The organism is Micromonospora sp. RTP1Z1 (assembly GCF_033804685.1).
GTDB lineage: Bacteria > Actinomycetota > Actinomycetes > Mycobacteriales > Micromonosporaceae > Micromonospora.
Genome location: NZ_JAPFQV010000055.1, coordinates 18071 through 44216, shown reverse-complemented (window position 1 = coordinate 44216; position 26146 = coordinate 18071). Strand labels below are relative to the sequence as shown.

At 75.0% G+C, this 26146-nt stretch carries 25 protein-coding genes and 1 pseudogene; 20 read left to right on the top strand and 6 right to left on the bottom strand.

Annotated features, from left to right (window positions below):
- Positions 1-1331 (bottom strand): serine/threonine-protein kinase (locus SLP03_RS23880; RefSeq protein ID WP_319462857.1); only part of this gene is annotated, 1331 nt, incomplete at its 3' end.
- Between the two features lie 746 nt (positions 1332-2077).
- On the opposite strand from SLP03_RS23880, the gene SLP03_RS23875 reads away from it, so the two are divergent.
- The 10 genes from SLP03_RS23875 to SLP03_RS23830 all read left to right on the top strand — a co-directional run bounded on the left by SLP03_RS23875 (position 2078) and on the right by SLP03_RS23830 (position 9824).
- Entirely contained in the window at positions 2078-2719 is a 642-nt protein-coding gene (locus SLP03_RS23875; RefSeq protein WP_319462856.1) for an RNA polymerase sigma factor, read from the top strand.
- 16 nt (positions 2720-2735) lie between these two features.
- A complete protein-coding gene (locus SLP03_RS23870; RefSeq protein ID WP_319462855.1) occupies positions 2736-3497 on the top strand; it encodes a hypothetical protein in 762 nt (253 codons plus the stop codon).
- Between the two features lie 154 nt (positions 3498-3651).
- Entirely contained in the window at positions 3652-4887 is a 1236-nt protein-coding gene (gene egtA / locus SLP03_RS23865; protein WP_319462854.1) for an ergothioneine biosynthesis glutamate--cysteine ligase EgtA, read from the top strand.
- Positions 4884-6221 carry an ergothioneine biosynthesis protein EgtB gene (gene egtB / locus SLP03_RS23860; RefSeq protein ID WP_319462853.1) on the top strand — a complete coding sequence of 446 codons (1338 nt, stop codon included), beginning with the start codon at positions 4884-4886 and terminating at the stop codon, positions 6219-6221. Before egtA ends, egtB begins: the two co-directional genes overlap by 4 nt.
- Positions 6222-6237: 16 nt before the next feature.
- On the top strand, positions 6238-6984 hold the full coding sequence (egtC, locus tag SLP03_RS23855; RefSeq protein ID WP_319462852.1) for an ergothioneine biosynthesis protein EgtC: 747 nt from the start codon (positions 6238-6240) through the stop codon (positions 6982-6984).
- 55 nt (positions 6985-7039) lie between these two features.
- Positions 7040-8005 carry an L-histidine N(alpha)-methyltransferase gene (egtD, locus tag SLP03_RS23850; protein ID WP_319462851.1) on the top strand — a complete coding sequence of 322 codons (966 nt, stop codon included), beginning with the start codon at positions 7040-7042 and terminating at the stop codon, positions 8003-8005.
- Between the two features lie 251 nt (positions 8006-8256).
- Entirely contained in the window at positions 8257-8844 is a 588-nt protein-coding gene (locus tag SLP03_RS23845) for a TMEM165/GDT1 family protein (RefSeq protein ID WP_319462850.1), read from the top strand.
- Between the two features lie 82 nt (positions 8845-8926).
- Entirely contained in the window at positions 8927-9295 is a 369-nt protein-coding gene (locus tag SLP03_RS23840) for a DUF1622 domain-containing protein (protein WP_319462849.1), read from the top strand.
- On the top strand, positions 9292-9624 hold the full coding sequence (locus SLP03_RS23835; protein ID WP_319462848.1) for a hypothetical protein: 333 nt from the start codon (positions 9292-9294) through the stop codon (positions 9622-9624). Before SLP03_RS23840 ends, SLP03_RS23835 begins: the two co-directional genes overlap by 4 nt.
- Complete coding sequence (locus SLP03_RS23830; RefSeq protein ID WP_319462847.1) at positions 9621-9824, top strand: hypothetical protein; 204 nt, start codon at positions 9621-9623, stop codon at positions 9822-9824. The genes SLP03_RS23835 and SLP03_RS23830 overlap by 4 nt, the downstream gene beginning before the upstream one ends.
- Positions 9825-9903: 79 nt before the next feature.
- Here the strand turns inward: SLP03_RS23830 and SLP03_RS23825 are convergent, their stop codons facing one another.
- On the bottom strand, positions 9904-10056 hold the full coding sequence (locus SLP03_RS23825) for a hypothetical protein (RefSeq protein ID WP_319462861.1): 153 nt from the start codon (positions 10054-10056) through the stop codon (positions 9904-9906).
- A gap of 598 nt (positions 10057-10654) precedes the next feature.
- On the opposite strand from SLP03_RS23825, the gene SLP03_RS23820 reads away from it, so the two are divergent.
- Positions 10655-12115, top strand: coding sequence for a polysaccharide biosynthesis tyrosine autokinase (locus tag SLP03_RS23820; RefSeq protein ID WP_319462846.1), 1461 nt, complete (start codon positions 10655-10657; stop codon positions 12113-12115).
- Here the strand turns inward: SLP03_RS23820 and SLP03_RS23815 are convergent.
- Entirely contained in the window at positions 12096-12650 is a 555-nt protein-coding gene (locus tag SLP03_RS23815) for a low molecular weight phosphatase family protein (RefSeq protein ID WP_319462860.1), read from the bottom strand. The two genes, SLP03_RS23820 and SLP03_RS23815, sit on opposite strands and share 20 nt — an antisense overlap.
- A gap of 144 nt (positions 12651-12794) precedes the next feature.
- On the opposite strand from SLP03_RS23815, the gene SLP03_RS23810 reads away from it, so the two are divergent.
- The 3 genes from SLP03_RS23810 (at position 12795) to SLP03_RS23800 (ending at position 16464) form a co-directional block, all read left to right on the top strand.
- Positions 12795-14060 (top strand): glycosyltransferase family 4 protein, encoded by a 1266-nt coding sequence (locus SLP03_RS23810; RefSeq protein WP_319462845.1) that lies wholly within the window; start codon positions 12795-12797, stop codon positions 14058-14060.
- 157 nt (positions 14061-14217) lie between these two features.
- Complete coding sequence (locus SLP03_RS23805; protein ID WP_319462844.1) at positions 14218-15930, top strand: DUF4012 domain-containing protein; 1713 nt, start codon at positions 14218-14220, stop codon at positions 15928-15930.
- A gap of 114 nt (positions 15931-16044) precedes the next feature.
- Positions 16045-16464 carry a protein-tyrosine phosphatase family protein gene (locus SLP03_RS23800; RefSeq protein ID WP_319462859.1) on the top strand — a complete coding sequence of 140 codons (420 nt, stop codon included), beginning with the start codon at positions 16045-16047 and terminating at the stop codon, positions 16462-16464.
- Positions 16465-16476: 12 nt separating this feature from the next.
- Here the strand turns inward: SLP03_RS23800 and SLP03_RS23795 are convergent.
- The 3 genes and pseudogenes from SLP03_RS23795 to SLP03_RS23785 all read right to left on the bottom strand — a co-directional run.
- Positions 16477-16741: pseudogene (locus tag SLP03_RS23795) on the bottom strand (excinuclease ABC subunit UvrA); the annotation flags it as partial.
- Between the two features lie 131 nt (positions 16742-16872).
- Positions 16873-17343, bottom strand: a complete 471-nt coding sequence (locus SLP03_RS23790; RefSeq protein ID WP_319462843.1) for a Clp protease N-terminal domain-containing protein — start codon at positions 17341-17343, stop codon at positions 16873-16875.
- 7 nt (positions 17344-17350) lie between these two features.
- Positions 17351-17554: a helix-turn-helix domain-containing protein gene (locus tag SLP03_RS23785; protein ID WP_319462842.1), complete on the bottom strand. Its 204-nt coding sequence runs from the start codon at positions 17552-17554 to the stop codon at positions 17351-17353.
- Positions 17555-17655: 101 nt separating this feature from the next.
- Between SLP03_RS23785 and SLP03_RS23780 the strand changes: the two genes are divergently transcribed.
- The 6 genes from SLP03_RS23780 (at position 17656) to SLP03_RS23755 (ending at position 26106) form a co-directional block, all read left to right on the top strand.
- Positions 17656-19173: an FAD-dependent monooxygenase gene (locus SLP03_RS23780; protein WP_319462841.1), complete on the top strand. Its 1518-nt coding sequence runs from the start codon at positions 17656-17658 to the stop codon at positions 19171-19173.
- Positions 19174-19464: 291 nt separating this feature from the next.
- Positions 19465-20733 (top strand): serine hydrolase, encoded by a 1269-nt coding sequence (locus SLP03_RS23775; protein ID WP_319462840.1) that lies wholly within the window; start codon positions 19465-19467, stop codon positions 20731-20733.
- 189 nt (positions 20734-20922) lie between these two features.
- A complete protein-coding gene (locus tag SLP03_RS23770) occupies positions 20923-23268 on the top strand; it encodes a flippase-like domain-containing protein (protein ID WP_319462839.1) in 2346 nt (781 codons plus the stop codon).
- A 68-nt stretch (positions 23269-23336) separates the two neighbouring features.
- Positions 23337-24542, top strand: coding sequence for an MGDG synthase family glycosyltransferase (locus SLP03_RS23765; protein WP_319462838.1), 1206 nt, complete (start codon positions 23337-23339; stop codon positions 24540-24542).
- Entirely contained in the window at positions 24539-25261 is a 723-nt protein-coding gene (locus SLP03_RS23760; RefSeq protein ID WP_319462837.1) for a polysaccharide deacetylase family protein, read from the top strand. Before SLP03_RS23765 ends, SLP03_RS23760 begins: the two co-directional genes overlap by 4 nt.
- Positions 25258-26106 (top strand): DMT family transporter, encoded by an 849-nt coding sequence (locus tag SLP03_RS23755; protein WP_319462836.1) that lies wholly within the window; start codon positions 25258-25260, stop codon positions 26104-26106. The genes SLP03_RS23760 and SLP03_RS23755 overlap by 4 nt, the downstream gene beginning before the upstream one ends.
- Positions 26107-26146 lie beyond the last annotated feature (40 nt).

Here is a 26146-nt window from a genome sequence, read left to right as displayed (position 1 = left end):
GCCGGGGTGCTCGCCGTGGTCGGCGGCGGGTCGGCCGGGGTGCTCGCCGTGGTCGGCGGCGGGTTGACGGGGGCCGTCGTCGACGGGATGCCCGACGGTCTCGGGTCGGTCGACGCGCTGGGCGCCGCGCTGGGCGTCGCCGAGACCGACGCGGACGGCCGGTTGCCCGGTCCGACCGGCCGGTAGGTCCGTCCGTTCTGGTCCGTCGGGACGGCCTCGGTGGCGGCCGGGTCCTCGCTCATTCCGCCGCTGGGCGTGGGCGCGGTGTTCTCGATGGTGGTGGCGGGGTTGTTGCCGACCGACTTGGCCGCGCCGAGCGCCGCCCCGAGGGCGGCGAGCGCCACCAGCACCGCGGCGAGCGCGCCGACCAGCGTGCCGCGCCGCCCCCGGCGGCCCGCCGGGACCACCGTGGCGAGCGGTGCCGCGGCAGTGTGGTCGTCCCGGGTGGTCGTCGGGCCGCCGGCCGGCCTGCGCAGCGCGACCGGCACCATGGCGGTGGGCGACTCGGAGAGCGCGGCCCGGGCGGCCGTTGCCATCGCGACGCCGGTCGGGAAGCGGTCGGCCGGGTCTTTCGCGAGCGCCCGGGAGACCATTTCGCGGACCGGCTGCGGGATGTCCTGCGACAGCTCCGGCGGCTCGTCGTCGAGATGCCGCACGGCGACCTGGAGCGGGTTGTCCCCGGTGAACGGCGGGCCGCCGGTGAGGCAGCAGTACGCGACCGCGCCGAGCGCGTAGATGTCGGTGGCCCCGGAGACCGGATGGCCGGCGGCCTGCTCGGGAGCCATGTAGAGGGCGGTGCCGGGCACCGCGTTCGCGCTGGTGATGCTGGTCACGTTGGTCGACCGGGCCACCCCGAAGTCGACCAGCACCACGGTGCCGTCCTGCTGCACCAGGAGATTGCTCGGCTTCACGTCCCGGTGCACGATGCCGCGGGCGTGCGCCGCGTCCAGGGACTGGGCCACCTGCGCCACGATCGACATCGTCTCGGCGACCTCGAGCTGGCCGGCGGCCTCGATCCGCCGGGACAGCGGTTCGCCCTCGACGAACTCCATGACCAGGAAGTCGGCGTGGCTGCCGTCGGGCAGGTCGTCCGTGCCGGAGTCGAAGACCTGCACGATGCCGGGGCTGCGCAGCGAGGCCATGATCCGGGCCTCGGCGCGGAACCGGGCGATGAAGTCGGGGTCGGACACCAGCGCCGGGAGCAGGACCTTCACCGCGACCTGACGGCCCAGCACCTGGTCCTTGGCACGCCACACGTCGCCCATGCCGCCGGTGGCGACACGTTCGACCAGGCGGTACCGACCGCTGAGTACGACTTCCGATGACAACACCCCAATACCGTACCCAGAGTGGCGGCGGAGTATTTCCCGCGATCTCTCCCGTCGGAGACGGCGGCCGGTCCGAGGTCGATCCGCCGAACGGTCAGCGGTAGCAGCACCATTCGGCTGACCGTGGTGACGTCGGTGCGATTGCCAGGAAAAGGTACGAAAAAGGTCGTATGTCCGTCTTCAGGGCACCGCGTTCACAGGATTGTCCGCCGATCAGGGTGCCGGAGCGTCCGACAGTCGCCTGCCGTTACACCGACTCGCCGTGGTTGGCCGTAGACAAATCTCACTCTCTCCCCGCTGAACGTCGGCTTTCAGCGCCGCGGTGGAGTTCAAGAAGTTCTTCATCACGATCGACAAAGCGGTGCCCGCGTCCAGGCCCTCGAAGCCGACATCCGCGCATGGGTCGCGGACTGGAACCCCAACCCACGATCATTCACCTGGACAAAGACCGCCGAAGAGATCCTCGAATCACTCGCACGATCTCGTAGGCGAACTTCTAGCGCAGGACACTGGCGTTGGCCCGGCTCCCGGCCGCCCCGTGACGCCGGTACGGTATGTCCGCCGAGGGCCGTACTTTGGCGGCGTGTGTCGATACGTGCCGTCCGCCGCTCCGGCGTCGGGCGCGATCGGGTCAGCGGGGGGGCTGATGGGGCGGGTGGTGGTCCGGTTGCCGGACGGGGCGGGCGTCGCGTACGCCAACCCCGGCACGGGCCGGCCCGGAGAGTCCGGACGGCGGAAGCGGCGGGTCCATGACCGGTGAACTGAGCGAGGCGGTCGCCGCCGCGCAGGCGGGGGACGAGGAAGCCTTCCGCTTCCTCTACCGCAGCCTGCAGCCCGGCCTGCTGCGCTATCTCACCGCGCTGGTCGGCGCGGACGCCGAAGACGTCGCCTCGGAGACCTGGCTGCAGATCTCCCGTGACCTGCCCCGCTTCACCGGCGGCGAGTTCCGCGCCTGGACGGTGACCATCGCCCGTAACCGCGCCATGGACCATCTGCGCCGGCAGCGCCGCAGACCGGCGCTGCCGGTGCCCGTGCAGGCGCTCAGCGAGCTGGCCGGGGACGCGGACACCGCCGAGCGGGCCGGGGAGACCATCGGCACCGAGGCGGCGGTCGCGCTGATCGCCACCCTGCCGCCCCGGGAGGCCGAGGCGGTGCTGCTCCGGGCGGTGATCGGGCTCGACGCGGAGACCGCCGGGCGGGTCCTCGGCCGGCGCCCGGGAGCGGTCCGCACCGCCGCCCATCGGGGGCTGCGCCGACTCGCCGCGCTGCTGGACCGCGCCGAGCTGGACCAGCCGTCGGACCGGGCCGGGAGCCCGACCCCGCCCCGCCCCCGGACCCGCCGGGGACGGCAGGCGCCCGGTGCGCCGCACGCCGAGCCGGCGGACGGATGACGTGAGGGGATTCCGAATGAGCTCTCGCCGGTCCGACGGACCCGCCGACCCGGCGGAGTCCGAGCGTCTCCTCGACGCGGCCCGGGACGGCCGCGCCCCGGCGGCCGACGCCGACCCGCTGCGGCACCTGCTCGTCGCCGCGGCCGCCCCGGCCAACCCGGGCGAGCTGTCCGGGGAGGACCAGGCCCTGGCCGCGTTCCGGGCAGCCCGCGCGGCGCCCGCGCCCGCGCCGGCGCGGGCGCCCCGGGGACGGCGGTTCCGGGCCGGCGCGGTGGCCTGGCTCGCCGGGCGCGCCGCCACCGCCACCGCAGGCGTCGCCGTCGCCGCGGTCAGCCTCGACCGCCCCGAGGAGCCGACGCCGTCACCTGCGCCCACCACGCCGGGCAGCGCCGGCTCCGGCGTCGACAGCTCGCGGTCGCCGACCCGGGGGGCCGACCCGACGGGGAGCGACCCGGGCTCTCCCGCCGCCACGGCCCCGTCCGCGGCACCGGGCACCACCGGCGCCGGGCCGGGCCGGCCGGCGGGTACGACGAAGCTGACCGGGCTCTGCCGGGCGTACCTCGCCAAGTCGCCCCAGCAGCGGGCCAAGGCGCTGGAGACGCCCGGCTTCGCCGACCTGGTGACCGCCGCCGGCGGCGCCGACCGGGTCGAGGCGTACTGCCTGCGGCTGGTGCCGGAGGCGGGCGAGAAGTCGTCGCCCGGCCCGGGTGCCGGCACGTCGACCCGACCCACGCCCGCCGCGCCGACCGGGAAGCCGAGCACCGGCACCGTCGACTGAGTCGCCGATCCGGACAAAAATTCGTCTCCTGGGGCGCGCGGATTTCGTCTGCTAGACAGAAGATGGTGGGACTGCGGGCGCACCGGCCGGTCACGGTCGGTGACATCGCGGTCGACGCAGCGGTCGGGACCCGCACGGAGAAGGGAGCCGTTCCTTGGTGATTTCGCCAGAGCTGGACCGGACCATCGTCCTGCGGGACACGGCCAGGGCGGCCAGACACATCGCCAGGATCTGCTTCAAGACCGGCCCACCGAGACTCACCGGCGTCGAACTGGAATGGACCGTGCACGACGCCGCGGACCCGGCCCGCCCCGTCGATCGTGAACGACTGCGCCGGGCGCTGGGGCCGCACAGCCCGGTCACCATCGACGGGGCGAGCCCCGCCGAGCCGCTCCCCGGCGGCGGCGCCGTGACCGTGGAGCCCGGCGGGCAGGTGGAGATCTCCACCCCGCCGCGGTCGTCCGTTGGCGCGCTGATCGGGGCCACTGAGGCCGACATCGCCGAGCTGACCGCCGTGCTGGACGCCGCCGGCCTGGTCCTGGGCCACACCGGCATCGACCCCTGGCGAGCCCCTCACCCCGTCGTGGAAACCCCGCGCTACCAGGCCATGCGCTGCGTCTTCGACCGGCGCGGACCGGCCGGTCGGACCATGATGTACAGCACTGCCGGGCTGCAGGTGTGCCTCGACGCGGGCGAGCCGGAGCGGCTGGCCGAGCGGTGGGCGGCGGTGCACGCGGTGGGGCCGCCGTTGCTGGCCGCGTTCGCGACCGCGGACCGGCACGCCGGCCAGCGTACCGGCTGGGCCTCAGCCCGGATGGCCGCCTGGCTGGCCATCGACCCGGACCGGACCCGACCGGTCTGGTCCCCGGCCCGGCCCGATCGGGACCCGGTCGAGGCCTGGACGGAGTACGTCCTCGCCGCGCCGCTGCTCTGCCTGCGTGACGACGGCCCGGACTGGACCCCGCCGCCCGGAGTCAGCTTCGCCGACTGGCTCGCCGGGGCGCTGCCCGGGCCACCCACCACCGACGACCTGGAATACCACGTCAGCACGCTCTTCCCGCCGGTGCGCCCCCGCGGCTACCTGGAGGTCCGCTACCTGGACGCCCAACCCGGTCGGGAGTGGACGGTGCCGCTGGCGGTGCTGGCCGCCCTGTTCGCCGATCCGGGCACCACCCGGACCGCTCTGACCGTCGCCGCCCCGGTGGCCGACCGCTGGCACACGGCTGCCCGGTACGGCCTCGCCGACCGGCCGCTCGCCGAGGCGGTGGTGGCCCTGTTCGACCTGGCCCTGGCGGCCCTGCCGCGGCTGGAGTTGCCGGCGGGAACGCACGCGGAGACGAGCCGAGGAATCCGGCGGCGTCGCGCCGCCGCGGAGAGGGGGTACCGGTGACCACGACCGAGCGGCCGGGTACGGAGGCGGAACGACTCCGCTGCCGGATCGCGGCGGAGCTGGAGCGGACCCGGGCCCGCACCGCCCTGCTCACCGAGGCGGTGGACGACGACGACCTGATTCGGCAGCACTCGCCGCTGATGTCGCCGCTGGTCTGGGACCTGGCCCACGTCGGCAACCAGGAGGAGCTCTGGCTGGTCCGCGACGTCGGCGGCCGACCGGCCCTCCGCCAGGACATCGACGACCTGTACGACGCCTTCAAACAGCCCCGCAAGGACCGACCGTCGCTGCCGCTGCTGCCGCCGGCCGAGGCGCGGGCGTACGTGAACACCGTCCGGGACAAGGTCCACGACCTGCTGGACGGCATCCGCTTCACCGACCGGGGGCTGGTGGTCGACGGGTTCGCGTTCGGGATGATCGTGCAGCACGAGCAGCAGCACGACGAGACCATGCTCGCCACCCACCAGCTGCGCTCCGGCCCGCCGGTGCTGGACGCGCCGCCGCCGCCGGAGCCGCGGGCCCGGGTGGCCGGCGAGGTGCTGGTGCCGGCCGGCCCGTTCACCATGGGCACCTCCAGCGACCCGTGGGCGCTGGACAACGAGCGCCCGGCACACACCGTCGAGCTGCCCGCGTACGTCATCGACGCCGCGCCGGTCACCAACGGCCGGTACCGCGAGTTCATCGCCGACGGCGGGTACGACGAGCCGCGCTGGTGGAGCGAGGCGGGCTGGCGGCACCGCACCGAGGCGGAGCTGACCGCGCCGATGCACTGGCGGCGGGACGGCGACGGCTGGGCGTACCGGCGGTTCGGCCGGTGGTCGCCGGTCCGCGACGACGAGCCGGTGGTGCACGTCTGCTTCTTCGAGGCGCAGGCGTTCGCGGCGTGGGCCGGCCGACGGCTGCCCACCGAGGCGGAGTGGGAGAAGGCGGCCCGCTGGGACCCCGCCACCGGCCGGTCCCGCCGCTATCCGTGGGGCGACGAGGGCCCGACCGCCGAGCACGCCAACCTGGGGCAGCGGCACCTGTGGCCGGCGCCGGTGGGCGCGTACCCGGCGGGAGCGTCGCCGCTCGGCGTGCACCAGCTGATCGGCGACGTCTGGGAGTGGACCTCGACGACCTTCCGGGGCCATCCGGGGTTCGCCGCGTTCCCGTATCGCGAATACTCGGAGGTCTTCTTCGGCGACGACCACCGGGTGCTGCGGGGCGGTTCGTTCGGCACCGACAAGGCGGCCTGCCGGGGCACCTTCCGCAACTGGGACTACCCGATCCGGCGGCAGATCTTCAGCGGGTTCCGCTGCGCCCGCGACGCCCGACCAGAGGAGGCCTGCGGGTGAGCGGCGGTTCCGCCTGATGTGTCGCCACCTCGCGTACCTCGGACCGCCGGTCAGCCTGCGGACCCTGCTGTACGACCCGCCGCACTCGCTGCTGCGGCAGTCCTGGGCGCCGCGGGACATGCGCGGCGGCGGCACGATCAACGCCGACGGCTTCGGCGTCGGCTGGTACCCGGGCGAGGGTGACCCGATCCGCTACCGGCGCGCCCAGCCGCTCTGGGGCGACACCACCCTGCCGGAGCTGGCCGCCGTCACGGTCACCGGCGCGGTGCTCGCCGCCGTCCGCTCGGCCACCGTCGGGATGCCGGTGCAGGAGAGCGCCGCCGCGCCCTTCGCCGAGGGGCGCTGGCTGTTCAGCCACAACGGGGTGGTCCGGGGCTGGCCGGACGCGGTGGTCCCGCTCGCCGCCGACCTGCCGGTACGCGACCTGCTCACGCTGGACGCGCCGACCGACGCCGCGCTGCTGTGGGCGCTGGTGCGGCATCGGCTGCGGGCCGGCGAGGACCCGGCCGCCGCGGTGGCCGACACCGTGGCGGCGGTCGCGGCGGCCGCCCCCGGTTCCCGGCTGAACCTGTTGCTGACCGACGGCCGGACGGTGGTGGCCAGCGCCGCCGGGCACGCGCTGTCGGTCCGGACCGCCGGGGACTCGGTGCTGCTGGCCTCCGAACCCCTCGACGACGACCCCGACTGGCGGCCGGTGCCGGACGGGCAACTGGTGGTGGCCACCCGGGCCGGGGTGCGGACCGGCGCCCTGGCGGGCGGGTGACGCCGGAGGTTTTCACAGGTGGGACAGGGACGTTCGCCAACGGAAGGGACACCTCATGAGCGCGGAGCCACTGGAGATCTACCTGGAGGAGCAGGACGTCGGCCGCAGCATGCGGGAGGACGTACGGTTCGGGCTGACCGCCGAGCCGAAGTGGCTGCCACCGAAGTGGTTCTACGACGCCCGGGGCAGCGAGCTCTTCGAGGAGATCACCCGGCTGCCGGAGTACTACCCGACCCGGGCCGAGCGGGCCGTGCTGGCCGAGCACGCCGACGAGATCGCCGAGCTGACCGGCGCGAAGACGCTGATCGAGCTGGGCTCCGGCTCGTCGGAGAAGACCCGGCTGCTGCTGGACGCCTTCACCCGCCACGGTGGGCTGGGCACCTTCGTGCCGCTGGACGTCTCGGTGAGCGCGCTGCGGCAGTCCACCGATGAGATCGCCGCCGACTACCCGGGGCTGCGGGTACGCGGGATCGTCGGCGACTTCACCCGGCAGCTGGACCGGCTGCCCACCGGCGGCCGGCGGCTGGTGGTCTTCCTGGGCGGGACGATTGGCAACCTGCTGCCGGTCGAGCGGGCGGAGTTCCTGACCGCGATGCGCGCGGCGCTGGAGGCCGGCGACTGGCTGCTGGTCGGCACCGACCTGGTCAAGGACCCGGCGGTGGTGGTGCCGGCGTACGACGACGCCGCCGGGGTGACCGCCGAGTTCAACCGCAACGTGCTCCGGGTGATCAATCGGGAGCTGGGGGCGGACTTCGACCCCGACGCGTTCACCCACGTGGCGGCCTGGGTGCCGGAGCGGGAGTGGATCGAGATGCGGCTGCGCGCCGAGCGGCCGATGCGGGTGCGGGTGCTCGACCTGGACGTGGAGTTCGCCGCCGGCGAGGAGGTGCGGACCGAGATCTCGGCGAAGTTCCGGCCCGAGGGGATCGCGGCCGAGCTGCGCGCCGCCGGGTTCGCCCCGGAGGCCTTCTGGACCGACCCGGACGGGCTGTTCGGCGTCACGCTGGCCCGGGCCGACTGAGCGGGTACGACGCGGGGAGCAGACCGCCGCGGGTGACCCTGTTCACCCGCGGCGGCCGGCGCCGGAGCGGTCGGCTAGGCTGGCCGACGCGAAGGGGAGTAGCCCCCAATGTCGTGGTCGACATACTGGTGCGTTCCGCATCCGGCCACGCGGCCCCGGTTCCCGGGGCGGGCGAGACCTTCGACTCAGGCTGTCGCAGCCGGGTCGAGGGCACCCCTGTACCTCCTCCCGGCTTGATCGGGAAGGTTCTCATGGACGGTTTCCTCCTTGCGCTGGTGATCAGCTTCGGCGTCATCTTCGTCGCCGAGCTGGGCGACAAGTCCCAGCTCATGGCCTTGACGTTCGCCACGCGGTTCAAGCCGATCCCGGTGCTGATCGGGATCACCGTCGCCACCGCGGTGGTGCACCTGGCCTCGGTGGGCATCGGGTACGGCCTGGGCGCCGCCCTGCCGACCGGGTGGATCTCACTGATCGCCGGCGTGGCGTTTCTCGCCTTCGGCGCGTGGACCCTGCGCGGGGACAAGCTCACCGAGGTGGAGAAGCGCAAGGCCGAGAAGAGCAGCAAGTCGGCCGTCGTCGCGGTCGGCGTCGCGTTCTTCCTCGCCGAGCTGGGCGACAAGACCATGCTCGCCACGATCACCCTGGCCACCAAGTACGGCTGGTTCGGCACCTGGCTCGGCTCCACGCTCGGCATGGTGGCCGCCGACGCGCTGGCCATCCTGCTCGGCCGGCTGCTCGGCCGGCACCTGCCGGAGAAGGCCATCCGGTACGGCGCCGCGGTGCTCTTCGCCATCTGCGGTCTCTGGCTGATCTTCGAGGCGGTCGCCGAGCTCTCCTGAGCCTGCGGGCTGACCGGCCGAGCGGCCCACCGGCCGGTCCCGCCTGCCGACTACTGCTGCCCGCGGCGGGTAACGGCCCGGGGTGCGGTGGTCGGAGGTCCTGCGCCACGGCGACGAGGTCGTGGTCGCCGTGGTGGAGGTCGCCGGCGCGTTGATCATCTTCGTCGGGGCGCTGTGGGCGGCGTTGCGGTTCGTGGTCGTGGGACTCCGGCACCGCGACGCCGCCCTGTTCACCCCGATCCGGATCTCCCTGGGCCGGTTCCTCACCCTCGGGCTGGAGTTCCAGCTCGCCGGGGACATCCTGCGTACCGCGGTGTCGCCGACCTTCACCCAGATCGGGCAGCTCGCGGCGATCGCCACGATCCGGACCGCGCTGAACTTCTTCCTCCGCCGGGAGATCGCCCAGGAACAGCGGCAGGTGGGCCAGGCGGGCCGCGGGTCCCCGCCGTGACCGGACCGCTGCCGGACCTGACCACCGGGCTGGCCTTCCTCGCCGGGTTCGCCGCGCTGGTCACCACCGGTTCCTGGCGGGCCGCGCTGCGGGCCCTGCTGGACCTGCTGGTCGCCGCCGGGCTGCTGCACCTCTCCCTGGCGCGGGGCTGGTCCGCGCTGACGGTGGCGGCGGCCGTGGTGGCGCTGCGGCACCTCCTCTGGGCGGCCCTGGCCGCCGGCGCGCCCGGCCCGGCCCCAACATCGCTGGCGCCCTGCGGCGCAGACGATCGCCGCATAGCGTTGGCGACGAGAGGCGAACACGGAGCAGACCGGAGGGCAGGCCCATGAGCAGGCACGACGAGCCCAACGAGTACGGCTTTGCCGGGGAGACCACCGCCCCGGAGCCGCCGGCCGGCGGGCGGCCCGACGAGCAGGACCGGATCGAGGAGGTCGCGGTGCCGGGCGACGACTTCACCGAGCCGTTCGCCGACGCGCTGGAGGAGACCGAGGAGACCGAAGAGGAGCGGACGCCCGAGCGCCGGCGCTGAGCATCGGCGTCCCGGGCGGCCGGCGCGACCGGACGCGGTGGGATGCCCCGACGGACGGGCCGTCCCACCGCGTGGGCCGTCAGCGCGGGGCGGGCACCGCCCTCAGCGGTGCCTCGGACTCCGTGCAGAGCCCGGCCAACCGCTTGATCAGCTCCTCCGGGTCGGCGTACGGGTCCAGCCCGCGCTCCTCCGGCTCGCAGCGGGCGAGCTGCCGGCACAGCTCTGAGCCGATGGAGCCGCCTGCTCCGGTGACGAGGACCCGGCGACCGGCCAGCCCGCTGCGCCCGGCCGGGCAGGTCGGTGGGCTGCATGTCCCGCACGTCGGTCACCGCCACCGGCCGGTCCAGCAGCTCGCGGACCCGGGGGGAGCACCTTGAACGCGGCGCCGGCCTGGAGGGTCCGCTGTGCCCGTCGCGCATCAGCGCGGCGTCCGAGCCGCTCATCGAGAAGATCAAGGTACGCGCCCGGGTCCGGCGGACGGCCTCGCCGAGGTCAGGCCGAAATTCGAAGCCCGTCCAGGCGGCCCAGAAAACCGGCGCACCAGGCGGCGGTGTCCAGCGTTAACAGAGACGGGGTGGCCGCGCGGTGGGTGCCCGGGGCGGGTGCTGCGGCTGCTTCGGCGGTGGTGGCTTCGCGATCCATGGTCTGCCCTCTGCGTCTGATCCGGGAATGGGGGGATTCGGGGCTTGTGTGTCGGTCTGATCGTCTACATTCGTTGAGTCGTTCACTGAGAAGGATGAGTGTTTTGGATCCTGTCATGTGTACTGGGCGTTTTAGGGGGCTTTCGTGCAGTCTGACCGTATAACTGACCCGACGCGAGGGAGGTTGTGATGGACGTACGCAGCTACCTGCGCCTGATCCGCCGCCACTGGTGGATCGTGCTGGTCACCCTGATGGCGGCGCTGGGCACGGCCGCCCTCGTCACGGTCCGCACCCCGCCCCGGTACGTGGCCTCGGTGACCTTCTTCGTCACCACGCCCAGCCAGGGCGTCACCGACGCCTACCAGGGCGGGCTCTTCCTTCAGCAGCGCGTGAAGTCGTACGCCGACCTGCTCACCAGTGACCGGCTGGCGCAGAGCGTGGTGGCCGAGAACCAGGTCGGTCTCACCGCCGACCAGGTGCAGCGGCGGGTCACCACCTCCACCGAGGCGGGCACGGTGCTGCTGAAGGCCACGGTCACCGACACCGACCAGACCCGCGCGCTGAAGATCACCGAGACCCTCTCGGCCAAGTTCGTGGAGCTGGTCCAGAAGGTCGAGACGCCGCCGGACGCCAAGGCCGCCACGATCAAGCTGGAGGTGGTCAACGGACCCCGGGTCAGCTACAGCCCGGTCTCCCCCCAGCCGGTGCGCAACCTGGTCCTGGGTGGCGTGCTCGGCCTGCTGCTCGGCATGGCACTCGCCGTGCTCCGCGGGCTGGCCGACGTGCGGATGCGGGACGCCGCCGCGCTCCAGCGGGTGACCGGCAGCCCGCTGCTGGGAGAGATCCCGTTCGAGAGCGGCGCCCGGAACGCCCCGCTGATCGTCGGCGAGGCGGCGAACTCGGCGCGCGCGGAGGCGGTCCGCAAGCTCCGCACCAACCTGCGCTTCGTCGACGTGCACGAGCCGGCCCGGGTCATCGCGGTCACCAGCGCCCTCCAGGGCGAGGGCAAGACCACCATGGCCTGCAACACGGCCATCGCGCTGGCCGAGGCGGGCTGGCGGGTGCTGCTCATCGACGCCGACCTGCGCTTGCCCAAGGTCGCCGACTATCTCGGTCTCGACGGCGGCGTCGGCCTCACCGACGTCCTCGTCGGCGACGTCCAGGTCGGCGACGTCGTCCAGCGCTGGGGCGACAAGTCCCTGCTGGTGCTCCCCAGCGGGTCCGCGCCGCCCAACCCGAGCGAGCTGCTCGGCTCCAAGGCGATGGCGGACCTGCTGCTCGCCCTGCGGGAGTCCGCGGACATCGTGCTCATCGACACCGCGCCGCTGCTGGCCGTCACCGACGGGGTGGTGGTGGCGGTGCAGGCCGACGGCGCCCTACTGATCACCCAGCAGGGCCGGACGTCGCGCCGCCAGGTGGCGGCCGCCGCCCGGTCGCTGCACTCGGTCTCGGTCCGGCTGCTCGGCTGCGTGCTGAACATGGCGAAGGTGCCGAAGGCGGACGCCTACCAGTACGAGGCGTACCGGGTGACCGTGCCGCCCGCGCCGTCCGGGCCCGCCGACCGGGCGCCCGCCGCCCGGCGCGGCGAGCGCCTCGGGGCGGGCCGGGTCAGCGATCCGACTCAGGAACTCACCCGGCTGTCCCGATGAGCGCCAGCACGGGTCTGATCGACTGCTCGATCTCCTCGGCGCAGCGCCGGAAGTCCGTCGGCGTACCACCGATCGGGTCACGCAGATCGTCCGCGTCGGGGGCGGCGGGTTGCAGCCGCCCCCGGGCGCGGGCCGCCGCCTCGACCGCCGCCCGCAGCGGTCGGCCGGCCGGGTCCTTCAGCGGTTCCGCCGCGGCGGCCAGCCGGGCGAACTGGCGGAGGGTGAAGGTCCGGTGCAGCACCCCCGGGGCCAGCGCCGTGCAGAGCGAGCGTTGGCGCCGGGTCGCGGTCAGCACCACCGTGGCCCTCGTCAGGTGTTCCGGGCGCAGCTTCCGGGTGCGGAAACCGGTGGGGTCGGCGCCGGTCCCGGCCGCGACGTCGATCGCGTACGGATGCATGGGCGCCCCGTCGACGGCGTCGGTGCCCGCGCTGGCCACCGTGACCGGGTGCGCGGCGAGCAGCCGACGCGCGATGTACTCCGCCATCGGTGACCGGCACATGTTGGCGTGGCAGACGAAGAGCACCCCGTCGACCATCTGCACCCCTCTCGTCGGCGTGGTCGCGGGACGGATCGCCGCGACGGCGGTGCCCCGGCGGTCGCGGCCGGACGCAGAGGGGTTGCCGGCATCGTACGGGGTTCCGGCGGCCCGCCGCCGGGCCGCCGCGCCGGGGGCAGGCGCATGAAGATCGGCATCCTGTCGTACCACTTCCCGCCGGAGCCGGCGTTCATCCCCGGCAGCCTGGCGGAGGAGCTGGCCGCCCGCGGGCACGAGGTCCGCGTCCTGACCGGCTTCCCGGACTACCCCGGCGGGCATGTCTATCCGGGCTGGCGGCAGCGCTGGCGACACCAGACGCGCAGCGAGCGGCTGACGGTCCGCCGGGTGCCCCGGTACGCCGGGGGCGACGGGTCCACGCGGGCGCGGATGGCCAGCTGGCTGTCCTTCGCCGGCAGCGTCGCGCTCACCGGCCGGCGCTACCTCGGCGACGTCGACGCCCTGTACGTCTTCCAGCTTCCGGCGGTCACCTTCGCCGCCGCCGGCCTGCTCCGGCTGCTCGGCCGGGTGCCGACCGTGCTGCACGTGCAGGACGTCTGGCCCGAGGAGGACCCGTCCCGCGGCGCCGACACCCGACGCTGGTCGGGTCGGGTCGGCGCCACGCTGCGCCGGCTCTACTCGGAGGTCGACGGCATCGCGGTCAGCGCACCGTCGATGCGCGACCTGGTCTCCGACGTCGGCGCCGACCCGGCCCGGGTGCGGAACGTGCTCAACTGGACCGACGAACGGATCTTCCACCCGACCGAGCCGAGCCGGGCCGCCCGCCGGCTGATCCGCCGGGACGGCCGGTGCGTGGTGATGCACGCCGGCACGATCGGCGTACGGCAGGGTCTGGAGACCGCGGTGCGCGCGGCGGCGGCGCTGGAGGACCGGATGGACCTGGTCCTGGTCGGCTCGGGCGCGGAGGAGCGGCGGGTGCGGGGGCTCGCCGCCGAGCTCCGGGCGGAGAACGTCCGCTTCGTCGAGCGGCGCTCACCGGTCGACATGCCGGAGCTGTACGCGGCGGCGGACTACCAGCTGGTGATGCTGCGGGACCTGCCGGAGCTGCGCGGCATGGTGCCCGGGAAGCTGCAGGCGGCCCTCTCCTGCGCCTCGCCCGTGGTCGCCTCGGCCGGCGGTGACACCGTCGAGCTGGTGGAACGGGCCCGGGCCGGGCTCTCCTGCCCGCCTGAGGACTGGGCCGCGCTGGCCGACCGGTTCTGGCTGGCCTCCGCCATCCCGCCACCGGCCCGCGCCGACATGGGCCGCCGGGGACGCGAGGCCTACCTGCGGGAGATGTCGCTGCGGGCCGGGGTCGACCGGATCGAGCAGATGCTCCACGACGCGGCGGCCGGCGCGGCGCCGGCCGGCGGCCGCTCCGAACGAAATCCGCATAAGGGCTTGAAGGCGTAAAAGGTCGAATAACACCACCGGACCTGGTCGTTAGTGCTAGAAAACGGCCAATGGGGGTGTCTATCCGTTTTTCGGAGTGGAGAGCGGTGTGACGCATAGTGGTGTGCCGAGTCGCCGGAGCAGGTCCCGACGGCGCACCCGGGCTCGGGTCCGGCGCGTGCTCCTCGCCGGGCTGGTGGTCCTCTCGCTGGTCGTGCTGACCGGCGGGTGGATCGGTTTCCGCGGTTGGCAGGCCCGCGCCCACCTGCTCAACGCGGCCGGCCTGGCGCGTCAGCTCAGCGTGGACGTGGAAGGTGGGGACGCCGCCCGCGCCCAGCGCACCCTCGCCGCCCTCCAGGAGCAGGCCGGCGCGGCCCGGAGGGCGACCGGTGATCCGGGCTGGTGGCTCGGCCAGCATTCGCCGTACGCCGGCGACGACCTGGGCGCGGTACGCCAGATCGCGGTCGCGATCGACGACCTCGCCCGGCGGGCGCTCCCGAACCTGCTCCGGACCGACCTCACCAGCCTGGTGCCCCGCACGGGGCGCCTCGACCTGGCCCGCCTCCGATCGGTCTCGGCCGAGCTCTCCGGAGCCGACAGGGCGGTGAAGGAGACCAGCACCCGGCTGGCGGCGGTGCCCACCGGCGACCTCTTCGCGCAGCTCCAGGACGCCCTGTCCAGCGTGCGCGCGGCGATCGACCGGCTGGCCGACCTGACCGGCGCCGCCGACCAGGCCGCCCGCGTGCTCCCGCCACTGCTCGGCGCCGACGGACCCCGACGCTATCTCCTGGTGTCGCAGAACCCCGCCGAGCTGCGGGCGACCGGCGGCACGTTCGGTGCCTACGCGGTGATCCGGGCCGAGAACGGCCGGGTCGCGCTGGCCCGGCAGGGCACCAGCGCGGAGCTGACCCGCTTCAACCCTCCGCTGCGGGTCGACCCGGAGCTGCGCCGGCTCTGGAACGACCTGCCGGGGAGGTATCCGGCGGACGTCAACCTCGGGCCGGACTTCCCCAAGGCCGCCGCGCTGTACCTCGAGATGGTGCGTCGGCGGACCGGGACCACCGTGGACGGTGTCCTGGCGGTCGATCCGGTGGTGCTCTCCTATCTGCTCAAGGCGACCGGTCCGGTCGCGGTGCCCGGCAGCCCGCCCCTGGTCGGCGACACCGTCGTCCGCACCCTGCTCAGCGATGCCTACCGGGATCTGGGCACCAGGGAGCAGGACGCCTACTTCGCCGCCGCCGCGGCGGCGGTCTTCGACGCGTTCCTCACCAAGAACGTCGACGTGCGGGCACTGTTGACGGCTTTTGATCGTTCTGTGGAGGAACGCCGGATGTTGTTCTGGAGTGTCCATCCGGAGGAGCAGCGTGTCCTGGGTGACAGCCGGTTGACCGGGACGCTCCCCGAGAAGGACGTCGTGCCGACGGTTGGCGTCTTCCTCAACGACGGCAGCGGCGCGAAGCTCGGCTACTACCTGCGGTTCTCGGCGAACCTGACGGTCGGCGACTGCCATTCCGACGGCCGCCGGGAACTCCGGCTCCGGGTCGCCGTGCACTCGACCGCGCCGAGATCGGGCCTGTCCGACTCGGTCACCGGTCTGGCCCTCGCCGGCGATCCGTACACCGCCCGCACCTTCGTGTCGGTGTACAGCCCGGCCGGCGGGGCGGTGCTCGGCGGCCGGCTCGACGGCAAGGTCGCCGCATTGGGCAGCGGGACCGACCGCCGGCGGCAGGTGACGGTCGCGACGGTCGAGGTGAAGCCCGGGGCGACCCGGACCCTCGACGTCACGCTGCTCACCGGGAAGCCCAGCGCGGGCACGATCGAGCTGCAACTAACCCCCACTGTCACCCCATGGAACACCCAAGTTGCTACCGCGCCAAGCTGTGATCAGTAGGAGAGAATCCCCATGCGGCTTTCCCGCATCATCATGGCGCTCACGGTCGGCACGGCCCGGCGCAGCGACGGCAGCACCGTCGCGCGCTGGCCGTCGTGTCGGCACAATGGGACGATGTGGGCGGAGAAGTCCTGGGTGGATCGGACTGGGCTGGTGACGCTGCCCGGCGGGGCAGTGGTGCGCGGACGGCGGATCGCCGACACCACCTCGCCCGCCGACTTCGCCCTGCTGCTCGCCCCCGGCCCGCTCCCCGCCTGGCCGCACCGGCGGATCCGCTGGCCCGACTTCTGGCTTCCGCTGGATCGCGAGGACGCGCTGGACGCGCTGCACGAGGCCCGGCTCCGGGCGTACGCCGGTGAACGGGTCGAGGTGACCTGCCGGGGCGGTGTCGGCCGGACCGGGACGGCACTGGCCGCCCTCGCCGTCCTCGACGGACTGCCGGCCGACCGGGCGCTGGAGTGGGTCCGCGCCCGGTACCACCCCCGGGCGGTGGAGACTCCCTGGCAGCGGCGCTGGTTGCGCCGGCTGGGGTGACCACCCGCTCGCTCAGCCCCCGACGTGCGCGCGCAGGTGGCGGCCCGGTGACGGCGTCGCCGTGCGCGACCAGGTCGGCGGGGGTGCCGGTGGAGACCACCCGCCCGCCGTCGTGACCGGCACCCGGTCCCAGGTCCACGATCCAGTCGGCGTGCGCCATCACCGCCTGGTGGTGCTCGATGACGATCACCGTGTTGCCGGCGTCGACCAGCCGGTCCAGCAGCGCGAGCAGTTGGTCCACGTCGGCCAGGTGCAGCCCGGTGGTCGGCTCGTCCGGCTGGCCCGGCGCGAGCAGGAGCTGCATCGGCGCAGCCTGCGCCGGCTGCGCGCGTCGGCCGCCCTGCACGACTACCTTGCCGAACGCGGAGCGACGCTGCTCTGACCGCCTGGGTCGGCAGCGGTCGCGGGTCAGGCCGCGTGCGGTCGCAGTCGGGTACGGACCGCGGCGCGGTCCACGGCCAGCTCGCGGAACACCTCGGCGGCCGGGTCGGGCGGCGCGCACTCCAGGATGGCCAGCAACAGGTGCGCCGGCCTGATCCGCCGGCCGCCCTGCTGGCGGGCCACGCCGACGGCCCGCCGAAGGGTGGTTCGCGCCGCGGAGGTGAACGGCGTCCGCTTGGGGGACAGCGGCACGGGTGCCCGCTCGACGCCGCGTACGTCGATGCCGACCGCGGCGAGGGCGGCGAGGTCCAGCGCGTCCAGGGCCGCCCGGGCCCGGGTCAGATCCAGGCCGAGCGTGCCCAGCGGGTCGAGTTCGCGGGCGTGCAGCACCCCGAGGAGCAGGTGCTCGGTGCCGATGCGGCGGTCGCCCCGATGCCGGGCCTCCTCTAGGGCGGCGGTCACGGCCATCCGCGCGTCGGCGGCGACGTGTTCGAACATCTCGGCCTCACTTCCCGTGCTTGCTGTGCACCGACTGGCGGGACACGCCGAGCGCGTCCCCGATCTGCTCCCAGGACCAGCCGTCCTGACGGGCGCGCGCCACGGCCGCCGCCTCGACCTGTTCGGCCAAGCGGTGCAGCGCGCCGACCGCGCGCAGCCCGACGGCCGGATCGTGCGAGCGCAGCCGCACGCCGAGCTCGGTCTCCTCCATGCCTGTCAGTCTGGATTGACAAGCTTGAGTTTGTCAATCCAGACTGACGCCGAGCGCGGTTGTCAGGCCAGACTGACAACGCCGTCCGGAGGAGGACCGGAATGACCCTCGATGTGGTGATCGTCGGAGCGGGCCCGAACGGGCTGCTGCTCGCCTGCGAACTGCGACTGGCCGGCGTGCCCGTGCTGCTGCTCGAACGCAGCCCCGGGCTCGGCGGCGAGCCGCGCGCGAACGGCCTGATGGGTCGGGTGGTCCAGGCGATGGACCTGCGCGGCCTCTACGAGCCCCTGGCCGGGCGACCCGGACCGCCGGCACCGACGCCCTGGTTCCAGTACGGCGGCCTGCCGCTCGACCTCTCCGGAGTGGCCGACAACCCGCTCTTCGCGCTGCCCGTGCCCCAGGCCCGGATCCAGCAGGTGCTGGCCGAACGCGCCCGCGCCCTCGGCGCGGAGATCCGGTACGGACACGAGGTGATCGGGTTCGCGCAGGGCGACGACGGGGTCGTGATCACCGTCCGCGCACCGGACGGCGACCAGCGGCTGCGGACCCGCTGGCTGGTCGGCGCGGACGGTGGCCACAGCCTGGTCCGCAAGCATGCCGGCATCGACTTCCGGGGCGGCGCCGACGACCGGTTCGTCTCCCACCTGGGGCACGCCGTCATCCCCGCCGACCGGCTCGGCCCGGACGGCACCCTGGCGCTGCCCGACGGCCGGCGGCTCTGGCCGTTCGCCCACCACAGGCTTCCCGGCGGGGTGTTCACCTTCGCCCGGCTCGGCGACACCGGCGCGGCGCACCTGGTCGCCGCCATGGAATGGACCGGCCCACGGCCGGACGACGCGCCGGTCACCTTCGCCGATCTGCGCGACGCGGTCGACCGGGTGCTCGACGTGACGCTTTCGCTGGGCCCCCCGACCGGGGCGGCGCCGCTGCTGCGCCGGCTGTCGGGCGTCAACCTCCGGCAGGCCGCCAGCTACCGGGCCGGACGCGTCCTGCTGCTGGGCGACGCCGCGCACGTGCACCCCGCGGTCGGCGGTCCCGGACTCAACCTCGGGCTGCAGGACGCGCTGAACCTCGGCTGGAAGCTCGCCGCCGAGGTGCGCGGCTGGGCGCCGCCCGGCCTGCTCGACACGTACCAGGCGGAACGGGCGCCGGTCGGCCGACGGGTCGCGCTCCAGTCCCGCGCGCAGCTCGCGCTCCTCGCCCCCGGGGACGACGTGACCGCCGTCCGCGAGCTGCTCGCGGAGCTGCTGCGGCAGGAACACACCCGGCGGGACGTGGCCGCCCTGCTGGCGGGCGCCGACCAGCCGTACGACATGGGCCAACCGGATCCCCACCCGGCGACCGGTGCGTGGCTGCCAGACCTGCTACCCACCCTCGCGCGGGGGCGGGCCGCCGTCCTGGACCGGATCCGAGCCGCCCGCCCGGTGGTGGTGGAGCTGGTCGACGGCGCGGCGGCGGTGACGGCCGGGTGGCGCGACCGGGTCGACGTCGTGCCCGCCCGGGGTGGCCCGGACGCGACGGCACTGCTGGTCCGTCCGGATGGCCACCTGGCCTGGGCCGGCGACACGGCCGACGGGCTGGCCGGAGCGCTGCGCCGGTGGTTCGGGTCGCCGCGGTAGCCGTGCCGGCGGACCTGCTGGACTCCTTCGGCGGCCCGTCACCGACGCGGGTGGAGGGTGCGGGGCGGTGGCTGCTCGCGCTCTGGTGGCCGCTGGGACAGTTCGGCGTCGCCCTGGGGTGTCGGTGCTCGGCGTGCTGGGCGTGCGCCGGCTCCGTCATCGCCGGGCCTACCGCCGGTCCGGCCAGCTCGGGTGACCGGCCCGCCGTGTCCGGCGATCGTATGAATTGTCCGGGAACGCCCGGCCGGGCCGGCCGCAGCCAAGCGATCTTGCGGGTTAGTCTGCGTGGTCATGAGAGCTCGGGTCCTGGCCGCCACCGCCGCCGCCGTACTCCTGACCGTCGGGCCGGCCGTGCCGGCCGAGGCCGCGACGACCCAGGCCGCGCGGGCCGCCCGCGCGCCGCTGCCCTGCCCGAAGGCGCCGGCCCCGAAGGTGTCCCGGCCGCCCCGGCCGGTGCCCCCGCCCGCCGTGCCGCCGGACCGGGTGGTCGGTGGCGAACAGCTCGACACGCCGGGACTGGTCGCGCCGGCCGGCGCGCCGGCGCCGCCGCCGGTCACCGCGACGTCGTGGCTGGTCGCCGACCTGGACACCGGCGCGGTGCTGGGCGCCTGCGGCCCGCACGAGTACGGCACCCCGGCCAGCACGCAGAAGCTGCTGCTGGCGGCCACCATGATGCCGAAGCTCGACCCGAAGCAGCTGGTCACCGTGACCCGGGGCGACCTCGACATCGCTTCGGGCAGCTCCGCCGTCGGCCTGCTCGCCGGCGGCCGGTACCCCGTGGAGACGGTCTGGCTGGGGCTGCTGCTCAACTCCGGCAACGAGGCGGCGAACGTGCTGGCCCGGCTCGGCGGTGGCACCGAGGGCGTGACCGGCGGGGTCCGCGCGATGAACGAGGAGGCCCGCCGGCTGGGCGCCCGGCAGACCCACGCGGTCACCCCCTCCGGCCTGGACGGCAAGGGGCAGTTCACCAGCGCGTACGACCTCGCCCTGATCGCCCGGGCCTGCTTCGCCAACCCGCTGTTCCGCCGGTACACGCTCACCGAGCGGACCCAGATCCCGGCCCAGCCCGGGCTGAAGAAAGGCGGGTTCCAGATCCAGAACGAGAACCAGCTGATCTACCGGTACCCGGGCGCGCTCGGCGGCAAGACCGGCTTCACCGAGCTGGCCCGGCACAGCTACGTCGGCGCCGCCCAGCGCAACGGCCGGCGACTGGTGGTCACCCTGCTCGGCGCGGAGGCCCGGCCGGTACGCGGCTGGCAGCAGGGTGCCCAACTGCTCGACTGGGGCTTCTCGCTGCCCCGGGACGCCTCGGTCGGCCGGCTGGTCGACCCGGGCGAACTCGACGTGGCGGAGGCCGCCCCGACCGGGTCCCCGGCTGCCCGGCCGGCCGGGACCGCCCCATGGCGCGGCCCCGCCGCGACCGCCGTGCACCGGATGGCCGAGGGGGACTGGCGGGTCATCGGGTCGGTCGCCGGTGGCGCCGCCACCGTCGTCGGAGTGCTGGTGGCGGTGCTGGTGGCGCGCCGCCGTCCCCGCCCGACCGGCCGCCGCCGCGCGTAGCCCGCGCCCCGGGCCGCGTCGGCCCGCGAGGTAGGGACGAATCGGCCCTGTTGCGGCCCGTCGCGCCCCGGGGTCGCCCTATGGTCGACTCATGCGGGACAGCGCGGCAGCCGCCCGGACGATGTCGCAGCCGGAGCCGGCCCCGCGTACCGGTGGCCCGCGCCGGCCGGACGTCCGCTAGGGCCGGGGATGCCCGGGGCCCGCCGGCCGTCGCCGGCGCTGGTGTTCAGCCTGACGGTCTCCGGCGGGCTGCTCGCCGTGGTCAGCCTCTGGGTCCGGAACCGGCCGCCCGGCCGCTGGGAACGGGACCTCTTCGCGCTGGTCAACCAGATCCCGGGGCCGGTCGGGCCGGCCCTGGTGCTGGTCATGCAGCTCGGCGCGTACCCGGCGGTGCTGGTGGCGGCGGCCGGGGCGTTCGCGGCCCGGCGGATCGGCCTGGCCCGGGACCTGCTGATCGCCGGCAACCTCGCGTACTGGTCGGCCGTCCTCTGCAAGGCCCTGGTCGCCCGGGAGCGACCGGCCGCGTTCCTGGCCGACATCCGGTTCCACGACACGATCACCGGGCGGTTCGGGTATCCCTCCGGGCACGTGTCGGTGGTGACCGCGCTCGCCGTGGTGCTCGCCCCCGCCCTGCCCGCTCGGCTGCGTAGCCTGGTCTGGCTCGCCGTGGCCGCGGTCGGGACCGCCCGGATCTACGTCGGCGCCCACCTGCCGGTCGACGTGCTGGGCGGGTTCCTGGTCGGCTGGTTCGCCGCCAGCCTCACCCGGCTGATCGTCGGGGACGTGGGCCCCGGCGACTCGGCCGGGCGGCTCCGGCAGGTCCTCCTCGGCCGAGGTGTCGAGGTGGCCGAGCTGACGCCGGTCCGCGGGGACGCCCGAGGCTCCCGCCCCTGGCAGGTCACCGCCACCGACGGGCGACGCCTCTTCGTGAAGGTCACCGGTGGCCGCCAGCGGGACGCGGACTGGCTCTACAAGCTCTACCGCCGGCTGCGCTACCGGGACATCGCCGACGAGCCGCCGTACGTGACGGCGAAGCAGAAGAACGAGCACGAGGCGTACCTGCTGCTGCTCGCCGAGCGGGCCGGGGTGCGTACCCCGCGACTGGTCACCACCGCCACCGACGCGGTGGGCGACGCCCTGCTGGTCCTGGAGTTCGTGCCCGGGCGGCCGCTCGACGCGCTGGACCCGGCCGAACTCGGGCCGGACGTCCTCGACGAGGTCTGCCGGCAGGTGGCCCGGCTGCACCGGGCCGGCCTGGCTCACCGGGACCTGCGGGCGGCCAACGTGCTGGTCGCCGACACCTCGGCCTGGCTGGTCGACCTCGGCTTCGGCGCCGAGGGCGCCTCGGCCGACCAACAGGCCCGCGACCTGGTGGAACTCCTGGTCACGCTGGCCGCGCTGGCCGGCGTGCGGCCGACCGTCGACGCCGCGACCCGGCAGCTCGGCGCCGATCCGGTCGCCGACACGCTGCGCTGGCTGCAACCAGCGCTGCTGTCCCGGGCCGGCCGGGCCCTGGCCGACGCCCACCCCGGCCTGCTGGAGGACCTGCACGACGAGATCGCCCGCCAGTGCCCCGACCGGCAGGACCGGCTGGCCCGGGTCGTCCGGATCACCCGTCGGGACGTGTTCCTGCTGGTCATGCTCGGCCTGCTGGTGCACTTCCTGCTGCCCCAGCTCGGCCAGGTGCGGGCCGCGTTGCACGCCGTGCTGCACGCCGACCCGCTGGCCGTGGCCGGCGTCCTGCTCGCCTCGGCCGCCACCTACCTGCTGAGCGCGGTGGTGCTGCGGCTGGCCGCCGCCGGCCGGGTGCCGCTCGGCCGGACGGTCGCGGTGCAGGTGGCCGCGTCCTTCGTCAACCGGCTCGCCCCGGGCGCCCTCGGTGGCGCCGCGCTGAGCGTCCGCTACCTGCGCCAGCAGGGCCTGCCGGTCCCGGCTGCGGCCACCGCCGTCGCCGTGGACCGGGTCTCGGGCATCGTCTCCGTCGGCCTGCTGCTGCCCGTCCTGCTGCCGTTCGCCCATGGCTCGCGCCGGCATCTGGTGAACGCCGCCACCGGGCGGGGCCTGGCCGTGTCGCTGACCGTGCTGGCGGTGCTGCTGCTCGCCGCCGCGGCACTGGCCGTACCCCGGCTGCGCGCACGGGTCGACGCGGCCCGCCGCCAGGCGGCGCAGGCCGTACGCGCGCTGGCCCGCAGCGGCCGGATCACCCGGCTGCTGGCGGCGAGCGTAGCGCTGACCCTCGCCTACGGCGCCGCGCTGTATCTGGCGCTCCTCGCCGTCGGCCTGCCGTTCGACCCCGCGCTCGTCGCGCCGGTGGTGCTCGTCTGCGTCGTCGGGGAGGGGGTGTCGTCCGCCGCCCCGACCCCCGGCGGGCTGGGCGCCACCGAGGCGGCGCTGGTCTCCGGCCTGCTGCTGTACGGAATCGGGGTGGACACGGCGGTGGCCGGGGTCCTGGTCTACCGGCTGGCCACCTTCTGGCTGCCGGTGCTGCCCGGCTACGTGGCGTTGCGGGTCCTGGTCCGCCGACACGCCGTCTGAGCGGCCGCACGCGGCGGAGTGGAACCCCCGACGGAGTGGAACCCCCGGCGGGGGGTATGCGCCGCGGCATGGAGGGCCCGGGCCGGATCGTCGTGGTCTCCGCCGACGTCGGTGCCGGCCACGACACGGCGGCCGCCGAGCTGGCGCGGCGCCTGCGCGGCCGGGGCTTCGTGGTGGACCGGCTCAACCTGCTGGAGGTGCTGCCGCGCCCGGTGCACTGGGCCTTCCGTGAGGCGTACCGGGGCATCCTGCGGTGGATGCCGTGGGGCTACGAGGTGATCTTCGCCGTCACCAGCCGGTCCCGGCTGTCCGTTTCGGTGCTCCGGGCGCTGCTTCGTCCGGTCCGTCGCCGGATGCGCCGGGCGATCCCCCCGGACACCCGGGCGGTGGTGACGACCTATCCCTTCGCGAACCAGCTCCTCGGGCCGCTGCGCCGGCAGGGACGGCTCGTCGTCCCGGTCATCACCTACGTGACCGACTTCGTGGTCCATCCCACCTGGCTCTCACCCGGGGTGGACGTCTACTGCGCGGTCCGGCACGCCGAGGTGCAACCCGCCGGGGCCGGCGACGGCATCGACGTCACGGTGGTGCAGCCGCTGGTCGCGGGCGCCTTCTCCGCCCCCTCTGCGACAAGCCGCCAGCAGGCCCGCGAGCGGTTCGGCCTCCCGCCGCACGGCCGACTCGCGCTGATCGTGGCCGGCGCCTGGGGCGCCGGTGACGTGGAGACCACGGTGGCGGAGGTCGCCGGCGCCGGCTGCGTACGGCCGGTGGTGGTCTGCGGCCGCAACGAGGCGCTGTACGACCGGCTGCGGCAGAGCTGCGACCACGTGTTCGGCTGGGTCGACGACATGCCGACGCTGATGCGGGCGGTGGACGTGGTGGTGGAGAACGCGGGCGGGCTGACCTGCCAGGAGGCGCTCGCCTGCGGGGTGCCGGTGGTGACCTACCGGCCGATCCCGGGGCACGGACGGGCGAACGCCTCGATCCTGGCCCGGTCCGGTCTCACCCGGTGGGTCCCCACGTCCGCGCAGCTGCGTCCGACCCTGGACGCCCTCGCCGCCGGGGAGGACTCGACGGCCAGCCGGTCCGCCCGCGCCGGGCCGGCACCCCGAATCGACCCGGCCGGTCTCGTCGCCGAGGCCGTCGCCGACGCCGCCCCCGGGACCGGGGTCGCCGGCGCGGACGACCGGTCGCGCCGCTCCTTCGCCGACTCGCTGGGCGACGCGGTGGCCGTGGTCGCGGCGCTGCTCCAGTCGTCCGGCGGCCCCCGGTGAGCCGCGGGCGGGCCGGGCTGGTCGCCGGTGCGGTGATGCTGCCGGCGCTGCAGGTGGCGCCGGCCGTCACCGCCCTGCCGGCCGTCCGGGCGCGGTTCCCCGGCCTCCGGGGTGCCGGCCCGCCGGACCGGATCGCGCTGACCTTCGACGACGGTCCCGACCCGGAGTCGACCCCGCGGTTCCTGGAGGTGCTGGCCGGACACCGGGTCCGGGCCACCTTCTTCCTGCTGGGCGCGATGCTCCAGCGGGCGCCGGACCTCGGCCGGGAGGTCGTGGCCGGCGGTCACGAGGTGGCGGTGCACGGTTGGGAGCACGACAACCTGCTGCTGCGGGGGCCGGTGGCCACGGTCCGGGACCTGGCCCGGGCGCGAACGCTGATCGACACGGTGACCGGCCGTACGCCCCGGTTCTTCCGCCCGCCGTACGGGGTGCTGACCGGCGCCGCCCTGCTGGCCGCCCGTCGGCTGCGGCTGGAACCGGTGCTCTGGAGCTGCTGGGGGCGGGACTGGACCCGGACGGCCACCCCGGAATCGGTGTTCGACACCGTACGCCGCGGGCTCTCCGCCGGCGGCACCGTCCTGCTGCACGACTCCTCCAAATCCGCCGTGCCCGGCGCCTGGCGGGCCGGCCTGGCCGCCCTGCCGCGTCTGCTCGACGAGTGCCGCCGCCAGGGTTGGACGGTGGGTCCGCTCGCCGAGCACCGGGAACCCGCGCGGTGATTCTCGCGGTGGCGGCCGCTCTCGCCGCGGCCTTCTTCTTCGCCCTGTCCACGACGATCCACCAGCGGGCGGCGAAGCGGCAGCCGCCGCGGCGCGCACTGGACCCTCGGCTGCTGCTCCGGCTGGTGCGGACCCGGATGTGGCAGCTCGGCTGGGTCCCCGGTACGGCCGGCGCGCTGTCCCAGGCGGTGGCCCTGCGCTTCGGCCCGCTGACCGTGGTGCAGCCGCTGCTGGCCAGCGGGCTGTTCATGGCGATCCTGATCGAGGCCGCCTGGAGCCGGCAGCCGGTGCGGCGCCGGGATCTCGGGGCGACCGTCGTCGGCACGGGCGGCCTGGCCGCCTTCCTGGTCACCGTCGACCCGCGGGCCGGGGTCGCGGACCCGGGTTCGACCGCGTGGTGGTGGGTCGCGGCCGGCGCCGGCGGCACGGTGGCGGTCTGCCTGGCCGCCGCCCGGTCGACCACCGGCGCGACCCGCGGCACGCTGCTCGGCGTCGCGACCGGCGTGCTCTACGGCGTGGCCGCGGCCCTGCTGAAGGCGGTGGCGACGCGGTTCCAGGGCGACCTGCCGGCGCTGCTGCTCGATCCGCGTCTCGCGGCGCTGGTCCTGGTCGCCCTCGTCGGCGTGCAGGTGAACCAGAGCGCGTTCCAGAGCGGGCGCATCGCGGCGCCGCTGACCGCGCTGACCCTGAGCGAGCCGGTGACCGGCGTGGTGATCGGGGTGACCGCGTTCCGGGAGGCGCTCTCGCTGAGCGGCCCGCGGATCCCGCTCGTCGTGGTGGCGGCCGGCGCGATCACGGTGGGCGTGTGGCTGGCCGGCAGTTCGTCGCGCGCCGCCGCCCGGTGACGCCGGCCCGACCGGCGTCCCGCAGGCGTCGCGGGTGGCC